Here is a 14,954-nt window from a genome sequence, read left to right on the forward strand (position 1 = left end):
CAACTCTCAGGAAACCGCAAAGCGAGGCAGACTTATGGCCGTTGAACGTACGTTTTCAATTATTAAGCCGGACGCAACGCGCCGCAATCTGACCGGCAAGATCAATGCCGTGATCGAAGGCGCGGGCCTCCGCATCGTCGCTCAGAAGCGCGTCCGCTGGACCCGGGCGCAGGCCGAGAAATTCTACGAGGAACATAAGGCGCGTCCGTTTTACGGCGAACTCGTGGATTTTATGACCTCCGGGCCGATCGTTTTGCAGGTTCTCGAAGGCGAAAACGCGATCGCAAAATACCGCGAAGTCATGGGCGCAACCGACCCCAAGGAAGCCGCCGAGGGAACGGTGCGCAAGCTCTTCGCGGAATCGAAGGGTTCGAACTCGACACACGGGTCGGACAGCTCCGCCGCCGCCGATCGCGAGATCACGCTGAACTTCCGCCTCGAAGAAATCGTCGGCTAAACTCGTCCGTGCAGTCTTCCGGGCGGCGCTGAAAAACGGTGCCGCTCGGTCCCCGATGCGAGAAGCGAGCAATGATTTCCGCCGCCTACGTTCAGACGATGGCTCGCTACAACACGTGGCAAAATCGGAACGTCTACGATGCGGCGGGGAAACTGACCGATGCACAGCGCCGGGAAAATCGCGGCGCGTTCTTCGGCTCGATCCATGCGACGCTCAATCATATTTTATGGGCCGATCAGATGTGGCTGGCGCGCTTCGGCGCGGCTTCGCTGCCGGCCGCGCGGACGATACCGGAAGGATTGGCGGCTTTCGAGACGTGGGATGAGCTTCTAGGTGAGCGCCAGCGCTTCGACGCGCATATTCAAAGCTTCGCTGATAACATCGACGACGCGGCACTGGCGGGCGACCTGACATGGTTTTCAGCGAGTGCAGGGCGCGAGGTGACGGCTTCAAAAGCGTTGCTCATCACCCATCTCTTCAACCATCAGACACACCATCGCGGTCAGGTGAACACGCTGCTGACGGGTTTCGGCATCAATCCCGGCGTGACCGATCTTCCGTTTGGTCCGGTCGTCGCGATTGATTGACGGAGGCACAATCGTCGCTGCGAACGCGCGGTCCTGGACTTATCTCGGATTTTGCTTCTGAACTCGATCGCCGCAAGGGCCGCCGGAAACACTGTACGTCGGTCGGCCCTCGGGCGCTTCGTCCGGCTCTATGTGGGTGTGGAGGTTACGCACCTCGACGAGCCGGACGGTAATCGGCGCTTAGGCGGCCGCGACCCAACTGCCCGCGACGAACCCGAAGGCAACAGCATCGGGATTGCGGCGTGCAGTTTCTATGAGTTTTTCTGGCGCCTCGACGACAAGCGTATGCGAGTGCTTGCCTTTGAGTGTCGTTTTGCGCGATCTAGCTCCCGTGAGCAGGAATACGGGCTTGCCTAGAACTGTGGTTTTCACGGACTCCATGGCCGGGGGGTCTCCTGGAGTTGGAACACACAAAAGGTACGTACAAGGTAACTGACGCTCGAAATTCCTTGCTAAATCCATAACGTGCCGAGACTATGACAGCATTAACCCATTCCGCATACCCGCCATTCTCGCACGTGCGAGCCCTCTACAACCCAATTTGCATTTCTCTGAGCATTTCCAGGAAGCATCACCAATGATGCGGTGCGATTGGAAGCTGTGGATAACCTGCTTGCCGCCCGCGAACGCGCGCCTTCAGCGTCATCACGTTTAGGTGAGGGCTACGAAGCGAAAGGGGCGCCGAACGTCATTGGAGGCGACGTACGCCTCCAACTGCGTGGGATCAGCTCAATTCTCTGATCTTGAAAGGCAGGCCGCCCTTCGGCGTCAAAGTCACCGTTGCATTGAGCCGTGCCGGATCGCTTCCGACGTATTCCGGCCGGAAACGACGAAGCAGCAGCGATAGCGCCAGCGTGTTTTCGACTTGGCTCATTGCCCCGCCGATGCACGAGCGTTTTCCGCCGCCGAACGGAATGTAGCTGTACTTGACCTGCTTCTTCGCATTGCCCGCCATCCAGCGCTCGGGCTGGAACGACTCGGGCTCCGGCCAGAATTTCGGATTGTGGTGCGCTGCGTAGGCAAACAGCGTGACGCGATCGCCCGGATTGATCTTGACGCCGCCGATCTCGTCCTCGGCCACAGCAACGCGGATCAGGCCCCAGATGGGCGGATAGATGCGCATCGTTTCCTGAATGACGGCACGCGTATAGACGAGGCCCGAGTAGTCGGCGGCCGTCGGCTCGCGGTCGCCATAAACTTCTTCGCCTTCGCGGCGGATGCGTTCGGCAGCTTCGGGGCGCCGCGACGTTTCATAAAGCGCCCACGCAAGCGTCAGAGCCGTCGTTTCCGTGCCGGCCCAGAGATACTGCTTAAGCTCGTCGACCGCCTGTGCGGCGTCGAATTCCGGGACCGACGGATCGTCGACCGCCGCCTGGATCATCTTGAGCAGCGTGCGCTCGCGCTCCTCGCGCGGATCGGCGTCAATGACGGCCGGAGGCACGCTACCCCAGACTTCCATCGCCTTTGCTGCGTTTTCTTCCGACATCTCGAAAACTTCGCCCGCCTGCTTGCGCAGGCGAATGTCGCGATGGTTCATCACGTCGGTGTAGGTCTTCACGCACTTGAATACGACGTGCGGATTGAAAGGCATGTTGCGATCGAACAGCGCCTTGCAGATCATGTCCGCGGCAAGCGTCCAGGTCTGCTCGACCATTTCGACCGTCTCGCCGCTTTTGGCGAGATCGGCCCACAGCGCCATCTTCGTATCGATCGCCTTGAGGAAATAGGGGATGTACTCGGCGAACATATCAGGATGGAAAGCGGGCTGCTGCGGCATGCGGATTTTCTGCCAGAGCACGCCGTCGTTCGTGATCATCGACTTGCCGAAGATCGGCTTCAGGCCATCGAAGTATTTGATGTAGTTGTCGACCTTCGTAACCAGCACATGCTTGAAGTATTCGGGTTCTGAAATAAGAACGACGCGCTGGTTCGCCATGTTGACCGGCAGCACCGGCCCATAGCGATCCATCATGTGCATGAGGATGCGCATCGGGTTTTCCGGATCGCCCCGCAGCAACGGCGTGAGCTTGAACCAGATGCTCGACTCCTCGCCAAGCCCGATCGTGTGGCTGGGTGTCGTTTCCATTTTGATGCCTCCATTTCGGAGCAGCGAACCCGTGCCTCGGAGCGCAGCCGCTAGGCGCTTTTGAACAACCAGCTAAACTCGGGTCGGCACTTCAATTTCCCGGATATCCCTCTTCGGGCAACTTAAAAATACCACGCTTCGGGGGGGAGCTGTCCATGCGACCGCCAGCGCAAGGTAACTAGAAGGTAGTTTTCCACTTCAAAGACCTGGTGAATAGATCGGAGAACTCACGTTACTGTTATGAAAAATAACAGTTTTTTCTCCTTCGACACGAACTTGCCCGCCAGTCACCAGCTTTAACGATGCCGGGTACAGCCGGTGCTCTGCGGCAAGGACGCGCGCCGCGAGTGTGTCCGGATCGTCACCGCTCAGCACCGGGACGGCGGCTTGGCCGATGATCGGCCCCTCGTCCATCTTGGGCCGGACGAAGTGCACCGTGCAGCCGGCAATCTTCACGCCCGCATCTAAAGCTCGTTCGTGCGTATGCAAACCCTTGAAGCTCGGCAATAGGGACGGATGGATATTGATCATCCTGTCCCGCCAATGCTCGACGAAGTCCGCAGTCATCAGCCGCATGAAACCCGCAAGCGCGACGAGCTCCGTCTTGGCGGACGCAAGCGCATTCTGAAGCGCTTCCTCGAAGGCCTCGCGGTTCGCATAGTTTTTGTGGTCGATCGCCAAGGTCGGCAGCCCGCGAGCCTTTGCCCATTCCAGGCCCGCCGCGTCCGGGCGATTGGACGCGATCAGCACGATTTCGGCAGGATAGTCGTCGTCCCGCGCCGCATCGGCGAGGGCCTGCATGTTTGAGCCGCGGCCCGAGATCAGAATGGCGGTGCGAACTTTTTTGATCGTCATGGATGCGGCTTAGCACCCCGGAATGGAAAGCGCGAGAGCGAGCCTATGGACCCTAGACGATCGGTTTCGGACTTCGTTTGATCTGGGGCGATTTACCTTTGATTTTAACCGATCGTCCGACCGGCCTCGCGCGCCCGGTACACGTTGTCGACGAAAATCTCTGCGACACTCGACCAATCGTAGTTCATCGCTTCGGCGCGAACCTTGAGCGGATTGAGTTCGAGCGCCTGCAGGGCGGCGGCGCGCAGATCCTCCGACAATATGCCGGTGAGGCCGGGTGTGACGATGTCGATCGGTCCCATCACCGGATAAGCGGCGATCGGCAGACCGGATGCCATGGCCTCCAGCATTACGAGGCCGAAGGTGTCCGTCCGGCTTGGAAACACGAAGACGTCCGCAGCCGAATATTCGGAAGCCAGCGCATCGCCCGTTTTCGAGCCTTTGAAGTCGACGTTCGGATGCTGCCTGCGCAGCAGGTGAAGCAAGGGGCCGTCCCCCACCACAACCTTCCGTCCAGGCAGGTCGAGATTGAGGAATGCCGCGATATTCTTTTCCGGCGAAACCCGTCCGACATAGAGAAATGTCGGCGCGCAAGGCTTTTTCGTTGCGTCCGGTCGCGGGAGAAACAACGTCGTATCGACGCCCCGCGCCCAGGGCATCAGCCGTTCGAACCCGCGCCGCTCCAGTTCGGTCTTGAGCGACGGTGTCGCGACGAACGTGCCGATGCTGCGGCGGTGAAAGCGTCGTTGGACCCGATAGCTGATGGACGCGGGCAAGCCGATGTACGTTTCGAGATACTCGGGAAAGCGCGTGTGAAACGATGTCGTGAAGCGAACGCCGTGGCGCAGGCAGATCGAACGTGTCGCCCAGCCTATCGGCCCTTCCGTCGCGATATGCACGTGTTCGACGCCGTTTCTGAGAACGTGCTCGGCGATGAACGCCATGTTGGGCAGCGCCAGCCGGATCTCGCGGTATCCAGGACAGGGCAGCGTCATGAAATCGGACGGCGAGAGAACGATGACCTGATGACTCGACTCTTCCAACGCATGGCGCAGATTTTCATACGTCCGAACGACGCCGTTGATCTGCGGCCGCCAGGCATCGGTGGCGATCAGGATGCGCATCACCCGGCTCCGCTGCAGAACGCAATGTGCACGGAGACATGGATGCGGGCGGGCTCGAACGAACCCCGCTCCCGGCCAGCCACCGAGCATGAGAGCCTGTCGAATTGGGCGCGCTTCAGCAAAGGCTGTTCCGAATCTCTATCCGAACACCTCTGCTTGTGACGCCCGCCTTTTTCGTTTGTATGACAGCGGCGGCGCGAAGCCCGACGCGGGCCATTTTGATGGAAATCAGTTAACCTCGAAGCGGGCCTACGAAGGCGGCTTCGGAGCCGGGAATTCGCCGCCAAGTCATGTAGGCGCGAATGTCGGTCAGCTGCCCGTCCGCGAGGCGTGCCATGGGCGGCGCATCGTTATCGTTATGAACGATGCGAGCCGAGATCCATCGCTCAGTGAAATCAGGGGTCGTCCCATTTACCGCCAAACGCGAGATGCGGTATTTGATCTCGATAAGCTCTCCAATCATCAAATTGGAAGTTGGGGTACATGCCGTCATCGGAGACCTCGGGGGGAAGGTTGATTCGCGAGCGAAGGTTACGCGCGGAATTTTTCAGTTCGGTGGCGGACAGAAGGCGATTTTGCGCGCGTCCCCAATTGACGGCGCGTTTCGCGCCGGCTTGCGGCAATGTGGAGCAACCGCTGAAATCTTTATTGACGGGGCCGCCGCGCGATAAGCTTCGCAAGGCAATTGCGGCGGATGGCGCGGCGTGCGTTCGGAGCTTGGCATGATCGATGGCAGATGGGGCGCGCTCGCGGTGGCGATCCTTGCATATTCTCCTTGCGCCTATGCAAATCAGAACGTCATCCAACTTTCACGCAATCCGGAAAATTGGGCTATCCAGTCCGGAGATTATGCCGGTATGCGATATTCCAAGCTCGATCAGATCACGGCCGCCAACGTCGGCGATCTCAAGGTCGCGTGGAGCTTTTCGACGGGCGTGCTCCGGGGGCACGAGGGCGGCCCGCTTGTGATCGGCAATATCATGTACGTTCACACGCCCTTTCCGAATGTCGTGATGGCGCTCGATCTCAACGACGAGCAGAAAATCATCTGGAAGTACGAGCCGAAGCAGGATGCGTCCGTCATTTCGGTAATGTGCTGCGATACGATCAATCGCGGCGTGCAGTATGCTGAAGGCAAAATCCTTCTGCACACGGCCGACACGTCTTTGATCGCGCTCGACGCGAAGACGGGCACTAAATTGTGGAAGGTAATGGACGGCGATCCGAAGCTCGGCGCGACCGGAACCGGCGCTCCGCTGATCGCAAAAGATAAAGTTATCGTGGGCATATCCGGCGGCGAGTTCGGCGTGCGCGGCTATCTCACCGCCTACGACCTGAATTCGGGCAACAGAATCTGGCGCGCCTATTCGATGGGTCCAGATTCCGACATCCTGGTCGATCCTGAGAAAACCACGTCGCTCGGCAAGCCGGTCGGCGAAAATTCCTCCATCAACACCTGGAACGGCGATCAGTGGCAAATCGGCGGTGGCCCGACGTGGGGCTACATGGCCTACGATCCCGAGTTCAACCTGATCTATTACGGCACCGGCAATCCGTCGACATGGAATCCGGCGCAGCGCGCCGGGCCCGACCGCAAGCCGATCGATCAGAAATGGGCGATGGCGATGTTCGCCCGCGACGTCGACACGGGCATCGCGAAGTGGGTGTATCAGATGACGCCGTTCGACCAATGGGACTACGACGGCATCAATGAGCCGATCCTGGCGGATCTTGAGATCGACGGCCGGATGCGCAAGGCGGTTACGCATTTCGACCGCAACGGCTTCGCCTACACATGGGACCGCGTGACGGGCGAACTTCTCGTCGCCGAGAAATTCGATGCTTCGGTCAACTGGGCATCCGCGATCGACATGGACAAGACGAGCCCGACCTACGGCCGGCCGAAGCTCGTCGAGAAATACGAGCCCTTTAAAACCGGCGTCGATGAGGTCACGAAAGGCATCTGCCCGTCGTCGCTCGGCGCCAAGAATCAGCAGCCTGCGTCCTATTCGAAGTTGACCGGCCTGTTCTACGTCCCGACCAACCACCTCTGCATGGATTATGAGCCGTTCAAAGTCCGCTACACTGCCGGACAGCCCTACGTCGGCGCGACGCTCGCGATGTATCCGGCTCCCGATACGCCGGATCTTGGCAATTTCATCGCGTGGGACGGCGCGAAAGGCAAAATCGTCTGGTCGAAGCCGGAGCGCTTTTCAGTCTGGTCCGGCGCGCTGACGACGGCGGGCGGCATCGCGTTTTACGGCACGCTCGAAGGTTACTTCAAAGCCGTCGACCAGAAGGACGGCAAGGAGCTGTTCAAGTTCAAGACCCCGTCCGGAATCATCGGCAACGCGATGACGTATATGCATGGCGGCAAGCAATACGTCGCGGTGTACTCGGGAGTCGGCGGCTGGGCGGGGATCGGCCTCGCAGCCGGACTGACGAACCCGGACGACGGCTCGGGCGCCGTCGGCGGATTTGCGAACCTCTCCGCGTACACCAGCGCTGGCGGCTCGCTGACCGTATTCTCTTTGCCCTGACGCACGCTCAATCGAAGGTTCGCACGACCGCCCTGGCGCTTCAGCCGAACTGAAGCCGCCCGTCATACGCCACGGCCCAGGCTTCGCCCTTGCCCTTGGCCTCCGACTTTTCGCCGGTCGGCGGAACGATATCGCCGATGACGACAGGATCCTCACCCGCCGATTTCAGAGCCGCGATGACCTCGTCGGTGCGCGACTTGCCCACGACAACGACCATGCCGATGCCGCAGTTGAACGTGCGCAGCATTTCTGCGTCGTCGAGCTGTCCTTCTTTCGCGAGCCACCCGAAAACCGCAGGCGCCTTGAAGGCTGAAAGATCGACGCGAGCAGCGGCATCCTTCGGCATCACGCGCGGCAGATTTTCGGACAACCCGCCGCCGGTGATGTGAGACAAGGCTTTGATCGCCCCGTTCGGGCCAGATCCGCCCGTTGCGCGGATCGCGTCGAGCAGCGGTTTCACGTAGATGCGCGTCGGCGTCAGCAGCGCTTCCGCATAGGTTCGGCCATGCGCGAAGGGCGCCGCGGCGCTCCAGTCGATCCCGGCCCGCTCGGCCAGCTTACGAACCAGACTGTAGCCGTTGGAATGAACTCCCGACGATGTGAGCCCAATCAGAACGTCGCCGACCGCAATATCCGCACGCGGCAGAATTTCTCCGCGCTCGACGGCTCCGACCGAAAAGCCCGCGAGGTCATAGTCGCCCGCTTTATACATGCCTGGCATCTCGGCGGTCTCGCCGCCGATCAGGGCGCAGCCTGCTTGCTTGCAGCCCTCGGCGATGCCCGCGATGACATCGCGCGCCACATGCGTATCGAGTTTCCCGACCGCGAAGTAATCGAGAAAAAATAAGGGTTCCGCGCCCTGCACGACGAGATCGTTGACGCACATCGCAACGAGATCGATGCCGATCGTCGAGTGCTGTCCGCTATCGATCGCGATCTTGAGCTTGGTGCCAACACCGTCGTTGGCGGCAACGAGAATGGGATCGCGAAACCCCGCCCGCTTCAAATCGAACAGCCCGCCGAAACCTCCGAGGTCGACGTCGGCGCCGGCCCGGCTCGTGGCTTTGGCCAGCGGCTTGATTGCGGCGACAAGTGCGTTCCCGGCATCGATGTCCACACCGGCGTCGGCGTAGGTCATCGGCTTCTGGGATTTATCTGTGGGCGACGGCATCAATCCTCGAAAAAAGTAGAGCGAGGCAAGGGCCTCTGCATCTTTGTGGGCGACGGCAGCGTGGCGTGTCGTTAAACTCACTTTTGCCCCATTGCCAACACGTCATGGCGGTCGTAGCAGCCCAGACGAACGAGGGCAACGAAGCCTCCGCCGGCTGAGGCATTCGGGCCGGGGTATCCACGACGAAGGGGAATGCAGTGCGCGCCGGTCGCTCCTTGGCAGTTGCTTTAACCTTCTGGGCAATCGCTTCGGCTTTGACGGGCCAAGCGGCTTTCGCCGCAGGTGCCAACTTGCCCTACACGGTTGCCAACTACCCCGTCGAGGCGTCGGCAGACAACGCCGTCGCGGCCAAGCAGCAGGCGCTGGCCGATGGCCAGCAGGCCGCGTTCCGCTCCCTCCTGAAACGCATCGTGCCGGTCACCGCCTATAAGCAACTCACGCGCGTTTCGAACGTGAAAGCTGCCGATCTCGTGTCGGGCGTGACCGTCCGATCAGAGCGCAACTCGGCGACGGCCTATATCGCTAATTTGGATTTTTCGTTTCAGCCCGACGGCGTGCGGTCGCTTCTGTCGCGTGAGGGGATTCCGTTCGTCGATGAGCAGGCGGCGCCGGTAACGGTCGTGACGGCGTCGCTGCAAGGCGAGCCCGCCACCGTTGCCAACGACAATGGCATCTGGCATCGCGCCTGGACAGGGCTCGATCTCGATCACACGATCACGCCCATCAGCATCGCCGACCTCAAGCCGGATATTCAATCCGACACAGTCGCGAAAGTGCTTTCAGGCGACGACGCGGGTCTGCGCGCCTTGAACGCCGCCTACGGCGCCAAGCTGATCGTTCTCGCCGTTGCCGAGCCCGACCTTGCCGCCAAGAAGCTCACCGTGACGTTGGCGGGCCGCGATACGGTCGGGACAATTCTGCTGAAGCGCACCTACCGGCTTTCGGACGGCGACGTCGATTATGCGTCCCAGCTCGCAGCCGTCGTGGCGCTGGGTGTACTCGAGGGCCGGTGGAAGGCGTCGAAGTCCGGCGCCGTAACTGCCGCACCGCAGGCCGCCGGCGATACGCCCGTCTGGGAAGCCTCGAGCGGTGGGGGCGGCGACGATGTGACATTCGTGGCCGAGTTCTCAGGTCCCGGACAGTGGGACCAGATTCGCACTCAGCTGCTCGATACGCCCGGCATCGATAGCCTCAACATCCTGTCGGTGTCGGACCACGATGCCAATATCACATTGAAATTTGTCGGCGGGATTCGTGGTCTTGCGAACACGCTGGGCGCGCGCGGCCTTAGGTTCGCAAATACTGAGACGGGTTGGGTGCTTAGGCCCGGCTACTGATGTTCAGCTGCGCTTGCTTTGATCGAAAATGCCTCGCACGGGTGGTTTTTTTGCATCCATTTTGGCAGATGTGCTCGACGGGATGAACCCCGAGAGGCTAGGTAGGATCGCGCGGCGCGATCGAGCCGCGCACCCCCGCGCGGGGCGGCCCCGAACACAGGATCAAATTCGGCGTGAGTATCCCTAATCTTATTACGCTCGGTCGGGTCATCCTCGTGCCTGTCGTGTTCTGGTTGCTGCTGACGGGAGAACTGCAGCCCGCATTTCTCGTGTTCGTCGTCGCGGGCATTTCGGACGCTGTCGACGGATTTTTGGCGAAGCGTTTCGGCTGGGAAACCGAACTCGGAGCTTACCTCGATCCGCTGGCCGACAAGCTGCTGATCGTTTGCATATTCATCGCCTTGGGCGTCACCGCACGGCTGCCGTCCTGGCTCGTCATCCTCGTGGTTTCCCGTGACGTCCTGATCATCATCGCCGTGGTTCTGTCGTGGCTGCTCAATCGCCCGACGCCGATGAAGCCGCTGGCGATCAGCAAGATCAATACCCTCGTGCAGATCGTCCTCGCCGGCACCGTGCTCGCTGACGAAGCATTTCTTTTGAATCTTAACGGACCGGTGCAGCTCTTGATCCTGCTGACGGCCGCAACGACCGTCGCGTCGCTTGGCGTCTACTTGCGTATCTGGCTGCACCACATGACGTATTCTGAAACGACGGACCCCAAGGCTTAGTCCGTTTTCGTAAACGCCGACTGGAGGAGATAGAAGGCCATGCAGATTGAGCGGCACGCTCTGTTCTGGATCGTGACCGCCGTTGTGTTTGCGTATCTCGCGCAACTGCTCGCGCCGGTCCTGCTGCCGTTCGTCATTGGCCTCGTGCTCGCCTATTTTTTCAATCCTGTCGTGGACGCGCTCCGCCGCGTCGGGCTTCCGCGCTGGGCGTCATCCATTCTTCTCCTCGGACTGGTGGTGTTTCTGATCGTCGTCGCGCTGGTCTTCCTCGTCCCGATACTCGTGCAACAAGCGGCGGGCCTCGTCGAAGGGGCGCCCCGGCAGATCGATCGTATCAAGCTGATGATCGAGACAAGCGCCCGCGACTATCTTGGGGCCCGCTACCCGCAGGCCGAAACGACTGTTCGGTCGGCGCTCGACGCGTTCGCATCATCGATGCCGTCGCTGATGGCGGGCGTCGCGCAAAGCATCTGGAACCAGGGCGCGGCGGCTTTCAACTTCGTCTCGTTCGTCCTGATCACGCCCATCGTCTTTTTTTATACGCTGAAGGATTGGCCGATAATCGTCGCCAACGTCGATTCATGGCTGCCGCGTGACAACGCGGGCGAGCTTCGTGCGCTCGCCCTTGAAATCAACCAGCGCGTTTCCGCCTTCATTCGCGGCCAGGGCGCGGTGTGCCTCCTGCTGGCGCTGTTTTACGCTGTGGCGTTGAGCCTTGCCGGACTGGAATACGGGCTGCTCGTTGGATTGTTCACCGGGCTCGCGGCCTTCATTCCAGTCGTGGGCTGGACGCTTGGAACAGCCACCGCGATCATTCTTTCGATATTGCAATTCTGGCCCGAAACCATGCCGATCCTGATCGTCGCCGGCATCATGCTTGCGGGACAGGCGCTCGAGTCGGCCATCCTGTCGCCCAACATCATCGGCTCGGAGGTGGGGCTGCATCCGGTCTGGTTGATCTTCGCGCTGCTGACGTTCAGCTATCTGTTCGGATTTCTGGGTCTTCTCGTCGCCGTGCCTGTTTCCGCCGCAATCGGCGTGCTCGTACGCTTCGCGCTCAAGACGTATCTTTCATCTTCGGTCTACACGGGCCGCGACAGCGCTGAAGCATAAAGTATCGATACCGAATGCCGACTATGCCGGAGCAACTCGTCTTTGAACTGCCGCATCGCGCCGCGATGGGGCTGGAGGATTTTCTCGTCTCGGACTCGAACGCGGCCGCGGTCGCGCTCGTCGATAGGTGGCCGGATTGGCCTATCGGCGCAGCGATCCTCGTCGGACCGAAAGGCAGCGGTAAAACGCATCTCGCCAATGTTTGGCAACTGCGGGCTGAAGCGACGCCCCACGCCGCGTCTTCGCTGACGCGCGAAAGCGTTCCCGCCGTCGCGTCCGCGGGAGCTGTCATAATTGAGAACGTCGAGACGCTGACCGACGAAGCAGCCCTCTTTCATCTGCTCAATCTTGTTCGCGAACAGCGCCTTCAGGTTCTGTTGACGACCGATGCCGCGCCGGGGGACCTCAAAATTGCGCTTCCCGACCTGCATTCGCGGCTCAAGGCCCTGCCGCTGGCGTCGATCGAGGCGCCGGACGACGCTCTTTTACGCGCCGTTCTCGTCAAACTATTTGCCGATCGCCAATTGAGCGTCGAACCCCATATTGTTGACTATGTCCTGGTGCGGATGGAACGGTCCATGTCGGCAGCGGAACGGTTCGTTGCCGAAGCGGATCGCCAAGCCCTCGTGCTGCAGCGGCGCGTCACACGCGCGATCGCGGCTGCGGCGCTCGATTCCCTCGGATATTAGATAGTTCGGCGCTTGTTTTGCGTCGTCTTCGCATTTTAGATGTAAACCCGCGATCGGCCCTTCGGCCGAATTCAGAGTGCATCCCAATCATGGCTACGGCAAAAAGCAGAAGCGTCGCGAAGTCAGGTGCTGAGGAGGTCCCGCAAGGACCTGATCGCTTTTACAATCGCGAGTTATCCTGGCTGCAATTCAATCGTCGCGTTGTCGAGGAAGCGGCAAACACACAGCATCCGCTGCTGGAGCGTCTGCGCTTCCTGTCGATCGCTGCCGCCAATCTCGATGAGTTCTACATGGTCCGCGCGGCGGGCGTGTATGGCCAGGTGCGCGCCGGCATCACGACGCTGTCGCAAGACGGCATGACGCCGATGCAGCAGCTCGCGTCCATCAACAAATTCGCGGCCAAGCTGGTGGCTGAAGAGCAGGCTCTTTGGCAGACGATCAAATCCGAGCTCTCCCAAGCTGGGCTCTCGGTCCTGCAGGCCGAAGAACTCTCCAGCTCCGAGCGCGACTGGCTCGAGCAGCTGTTTCTGACGCGCATATTCCAGATTCTGACGCCGATCGCCGCCGACCCCGCGCACCCTTTTCCGTTCATCCCGAACAAGGCGATGGTGATTGTCGTGGAATTGGTCCGTCCGTCGGACGGCAAGGCTATGAACGGTCTGATCCCGATCCCCGGGGCGCTTGAACGCTTCATTCGGCTCGAAGCCAATCCCGCCAAGCCCAAGGACATTCGCTTCGTCCGTCTCGAAAGCGCCATCGGCCTCTTCATTGGCGAGTTGTTCTCAGGCTTCGACATCAAGAGCCAAGGCGCGTTTCGCGTGCTGCGCGACAGCGACATCGAGCTGCAGGAAGAGGCCGAAGACCTCGTGCGCTCCTACGAAAGCCAATTGAAGCGGCGTCGGCGCGGCAACGTGATCCGTCTCGAGATCGAAGCGCGCATGCCGGAGCGCCTGCAGAAATTCGTCATCGAAGAATTGGAGGTGCGCGAGGAAAGCGTGTTCGTGAAGGACGGCATTCTCGCCCTTGCCGACACCTCGCAGCTGATCATCGGCGATCGCCCCGACCTGATGTTCAAGCCGTTCCCGATCCGCTTTCCCGAACGCATCCGCGAATTCAGCGGCGACTGCTTCGCCGCTGTGCGCAAGAAAGACATCGTCGTTCATCATCCGTATGAGAGCTTCGACGTCGTCGTTCAGTATCTGCGCCAGGCCGTCGCCGACCCGAACGTGATGGCGATCAAGTGGACACTTTACAGAACGTCACGCGACAGCCCGATCATCCAGGCGCTGAAGGAGGCGGTCGAGGCCGGCAAATCCGTCACCGCCGTGGTCGAGCTGAAGGCGCGTTTCGACGAAGCCGCGAATATTCGCTGGGCGCGCGATCTCGAAAGCGCCGGCGTCCATGTCGTTTATGGTTTCACCGAACTTAAAACGCATGCCAAGCTCGGATTGATCGTCCGGCGCGAAGGCAGCGAACTGACGACGTACTGTCATATTGGTACGGGCAACTATCACCCGCAGACGGCGCGCGTTTACACCGATCTCTCGCTGTTTACGACCGATCCGGTGATCGCCCGCGACATCACGCGCATTCTGAATTTTGTGACAGGCTACGGCGAACCGATCGAACTCGAATGCATGGCGGCGAGCCCGCACGGCATCCGCAATCGGATTATGACACACATCGCGGAAGAGATTCGCCACGCCAATGCCGGCAAGCCGAGCGGCATCTGGTGGAAAATGAATTCGCTCGTCGATGCGCAGATTATTTCCGCACTTTATGACGCAAGCAACGCCGGCGTGCCGATTGATCTGATCGTGCGCGGTGTTTGCTGCCTGAAACCGGGCATTCCGGGGCTTTCAAGCAACATCCGTGTGAAAAGCATCGTCGGTCGTTTTCTGGAGCATGCCCGCATTTACTGTTTTGCAAACGGACGGCCCTTGCCTTCACCCGATGCCGCCGTCTACATCAGCTCCGCCGATATGATGCCGCGCAATCTCGACCGTCGTGTCGAGGCCTTGGCGCCGGTGAAGAATCCTACCGTCCACGAGCAGGTGCTCAACCAGATCATGGTCGCGAACTTGAGAGACAACCAGCAGAGCTGGCGGATCAACCCGGACGGAAGCGCAACGCGGATCGAGCCGGAGCCCGGAGAGGAAGCGTTCAACGCTCATAAATATTTCATGACCAATCCCTCGCTTTCAGGCCGCGGGCAATCTCTCAAAGAGAGCTTCCCGCTGCGCTTCGTTAAGCCGGGTTGAGGTTGA

At 60.4% G+C, this 14,954-nt stretch carries 14 protein-coding genes; 8 read left to right on the forward strand and 6 right to left on the reverse strand.

The window, feature by feature from the left end:
- Window positions 1–34 precede the first annotated feature (34 nt).
- Together ndk and WC026_RS03870 are read left to right on the forward strand one after the other, a co-directional pair.
- Window positions 35–457 carry a nucleoside-diphosphate kinase gene (gene ndk / locus WC026_RS03865; RefSeq protein WP_372709488.1) on the forward strand — a complete coding sequence of 141 codons (423 nt, stop codon included), beginning with the start codon at window positions 35–37 and terminating at the stop codon, window positions 455–457.
- Window positions 458–528: 71 nt separating this feature from the next.
- The gene (locus WC026_RS03870) at window positions 529–1,044 is read left to right on the forward strand and encodes a DinB family protein (RefSeq protein WP_372709489.1); all 516 of its coding nucleotides are present in this window, start codon (window positions 529–531) and stop codon (window positions 1,042–1,044) included.
- A 180-nt stretch (window positions 1,045–1,224) separates the two neighbouring features.
- On the opposite strand, the gene WC026_RS03875 is transcribed toward WC026_RS03870, so the two are convergent.
- From WC026_RS03875 to WC026_RS03895, 5 genes are all read right to left on the reverse strand, one after another.
- A complete protein-coding gene (locus tag WC026_RS03875; RefSeq protein WP_372709490.1) occupies window positions 1,225–1,425 on the reverse strand; it encodes a hypothetical protein in 201 nt (66 codons plus the stop codon).
- Between the two features lie 343 nt (window positions 1,426–1,768).
- Entirely contained in the window at window positions 1,769–3,130 is a 1,362-nt protein-coding gene (locus WC026_RS03880; protein WP_372709491.1) for a cytochrome P450, read from the reverse strand.
- Between the two features lie 198 nt (window positions 3,131–3,328).
- Entirely contained in the window at window positions 3,329–3,985 is a 657-nt protein-coding gene (gene purN / locus WC026_RS03885; RefSeq protein WP_372709492.1) for a phosphoribosylglycinamide formyltransferase, read from the reverse strand.
- A 104-nt stretch (window positions 3,986–4,089) separates the two neighbouring features.
- Window positions 4,090–5,109: a glycosyltransferase family 4 protein gene (locus tag WC026_RS03890; RefSeq protein ID WP_372709493.1), complete on the reverse strand. Its 1,020-nt coding sequence runs from the start codon at window positions 5,107–5,109 to the stop codon at window positions 4,090–4,092.
- Window positions 5,110–5,341: 232 nt separating this feature from the next.
- Complete coding sequence (locus WC026_RS03895; protein WP_372709494.1) at window positions 5,342–5,602, reverse strand: hypothetical protein; 261 nt, start codon at window positions 5,600–5,602, stop codon at window positions 5,342–5,344.
- A 229-nt stretch (window positions 5,603–5,831) separates the two neighbouring features.
- Between WC026_RS03895 and WC026_RS03900 the strand changes: the two genes are divergently transcribed.
- Window positions 5,832–7,649, forward strand: coding sequence for a methanol/ethanol family PQQ-dependent dehydrogenase (locus WC026_RS03900; RefSeq protein WP_372709495.1), 1,818 nt, complete (start codon window positions 5,832–5,834; stop codon window positions 7,647–7,649).
- 40 nt (window positions 7,650–7,689) lie between these two features.
- Here WC026_RS03900 and purM read toward each other — a convergent pair whose 3' ends face one another.
- The gene (gene purM, locus WC026_RS03905; protein WP_372709496.1) at window positions 7,690–8,820 is read right to left on the reverse strand and encodes a phosphoribosylformylglycinamidine cyclo-ligase; all 1,131 of its coding nucleotides are present in this window, start codon (window positions 8,818–8,820) and stop codon (window positions 7,690–7,692) included.
- Between the two features lie 215 nt (window positions 8,821–9,035).
- On the opposite strand from purM, the gene WC026_RS03910 reads away from it, so the two are divergent.
- The 5 genes from WC026_RS03910 to WC026_RS03930 all read left to right on the forward strand — a co-directional run bounded on the left by WC026_RS03910 (window position 9,036) and on the right by WC026_RS03930 (window position 14,948).
- Window positions 9,036–10,157, forward strand: coding sequence for a DUF2066 domain-containing protein (locus WC026_RS03910; RefSeq protein WP_372709497.1), 1,122 nt, complete (start codon window positions 9,036–9,038; stop codon window positions 10,155–10,157).
- 173 nt (window positions 10,158–10,330) lie between these two features.
- Complete coding sequence (locus WC026_RS03915) at window positions 10,331–10,885, forward strand: CDP-alcohol phosphatidyltransferase family protein (RefSeq protein WP_372709498.1); 555 nt, start codon at window positions 10,331–10,333, stop codon at window positions 10,883–10,885.
- Between the two features lie 39 nt (window positions 10,886–10,924).
- Window positions 10,925–11,998: an AI-2E family transporter gene (locus WC026_RS03920; protein ID WP_372709499.1), complete on the forward strand. Its 1,074-nt coding sequence runs from the start codon at window positions 10,925–10,927 to the stop codon at window positions 11,996–11,998.
- Window positions 11,999–12,012: 14 nt separating this feature from the next.
- Window positions 12,013–12,687 (forward strand): hypothetical protein, encoded by a 675-nt coding sequence (locus WC026_RS03925; protein ID WP_372709500.1) that lies wholly within the window; start codon window positions 12,013–12,015, stop codon window positions 12,685–12,687.
- A gap of 89 nt (window positions 12,688–12,776) precedes the next feature.
- Window positions 12,777–14,948 (forward strand): RNA degradosome polyphosphate kinase, encoded by a 2,172-nt coding sequence (locus tag WC026_RS03930; protein WP_372709501.1) that lies wholly within the window; start codon window positions 12,777–12,779, stop codon window positions 14,946–14,948.
- The last annotated feature ends 6 nt before the right edge of the window (window positions 14,949–14,954 follow it).

Source organism: Hyphomicrobium sp. (assembly GCF_041674905.1).
Lineage (GTDB): Bacteria > Pseudomonadota > Alphaproteobacteria > Rhizobiales > Hyphomicrobiaceae > Hyphomicrobium_B.

Bases quoted from the DNA above. Each gene is read 5' to 3' on its own strand.
- purN (WP_372709492.1), bottom strand. From the start codon at position 3,985: ATGACGATCAAAAAAGTTCGCACCGCCATTCTGATCTCGGGCCGCGGC.
- ndk (WP_372709488.1), top strand. From the start codon at position 35: ATGGCCGTTGAACGTACGTTTTCAATTATTAAGCCGGACGCAACGCGC.
- WC026_RS03930 (WP_372709501.1), top strand. From the start codon at position 12,777: ATGGCTACGGCAAAAAGCAGAAGCGTCGCGAAGTCAGGTGCTGAGGAG.
- WC026_RS03890 (WP_372709493.1), bottom strand. From the start codon at position 5,109: ATGCGCATCCTGATCGCCACCGATGCCTGGCGGCCGCAGATCAACGGC.
- WC026_RS03925 (WP_372709500.1), top strand. From the start codon at position 12,013: ATGCCGACTATGCCGGAGCAACTCGTCTTTGAACTGCCGCATCGCGCC.
- WC026_RS03895 (WP_372709494.1), bottom strand. From the start codon at position 5,602: ATGACGGCATGTACCCCAACTTCCAATTTGATGATTGGAGAGCTTATC.
- purM (WP_372709496.1), bottom strand. From the start codon at position 8,820: ATGCCGTCGCCCACAGATAAATCCCAGAAGCCGATGACCTACGCCGAC.
- WC026_RS03875 (WP_372709490.1), bottom strand. From the start codon at position 1,425: ATGGAGTCCGTGAAAACCACAGTTCTAGGCAAGCCCGTATTCCTGCTC.
- WC026_RS03880 (WP_372709491.1), bottom strand. From the start codon at position 3,130: ATGGAAACGACACCCAGCCACACGATCGGGCTTGGCGAGGAGTCGAGC.
- WC026_RS03870 (WP_372709489.1), top strand. From the start codon at position 529: ATGATTTCCGCCGCCTACGTTCAGACGATGGCTCGCTACAACACGTGG.
- WC026_RS03900 (WP_372709495.1), top strand. From the start codon at position 5,832: ATGATCGATGGCAGATGGGGCGCGCTCGCGGTGGCGATCCTTGCATAT.
- WC026_RS03920 (WP_372709499.1), top strand. From the start codon at position 10,925: ATGCAGATTGAGCGGCACGCTCTGTTCTGGATCGTGACCGCCGTTGTG.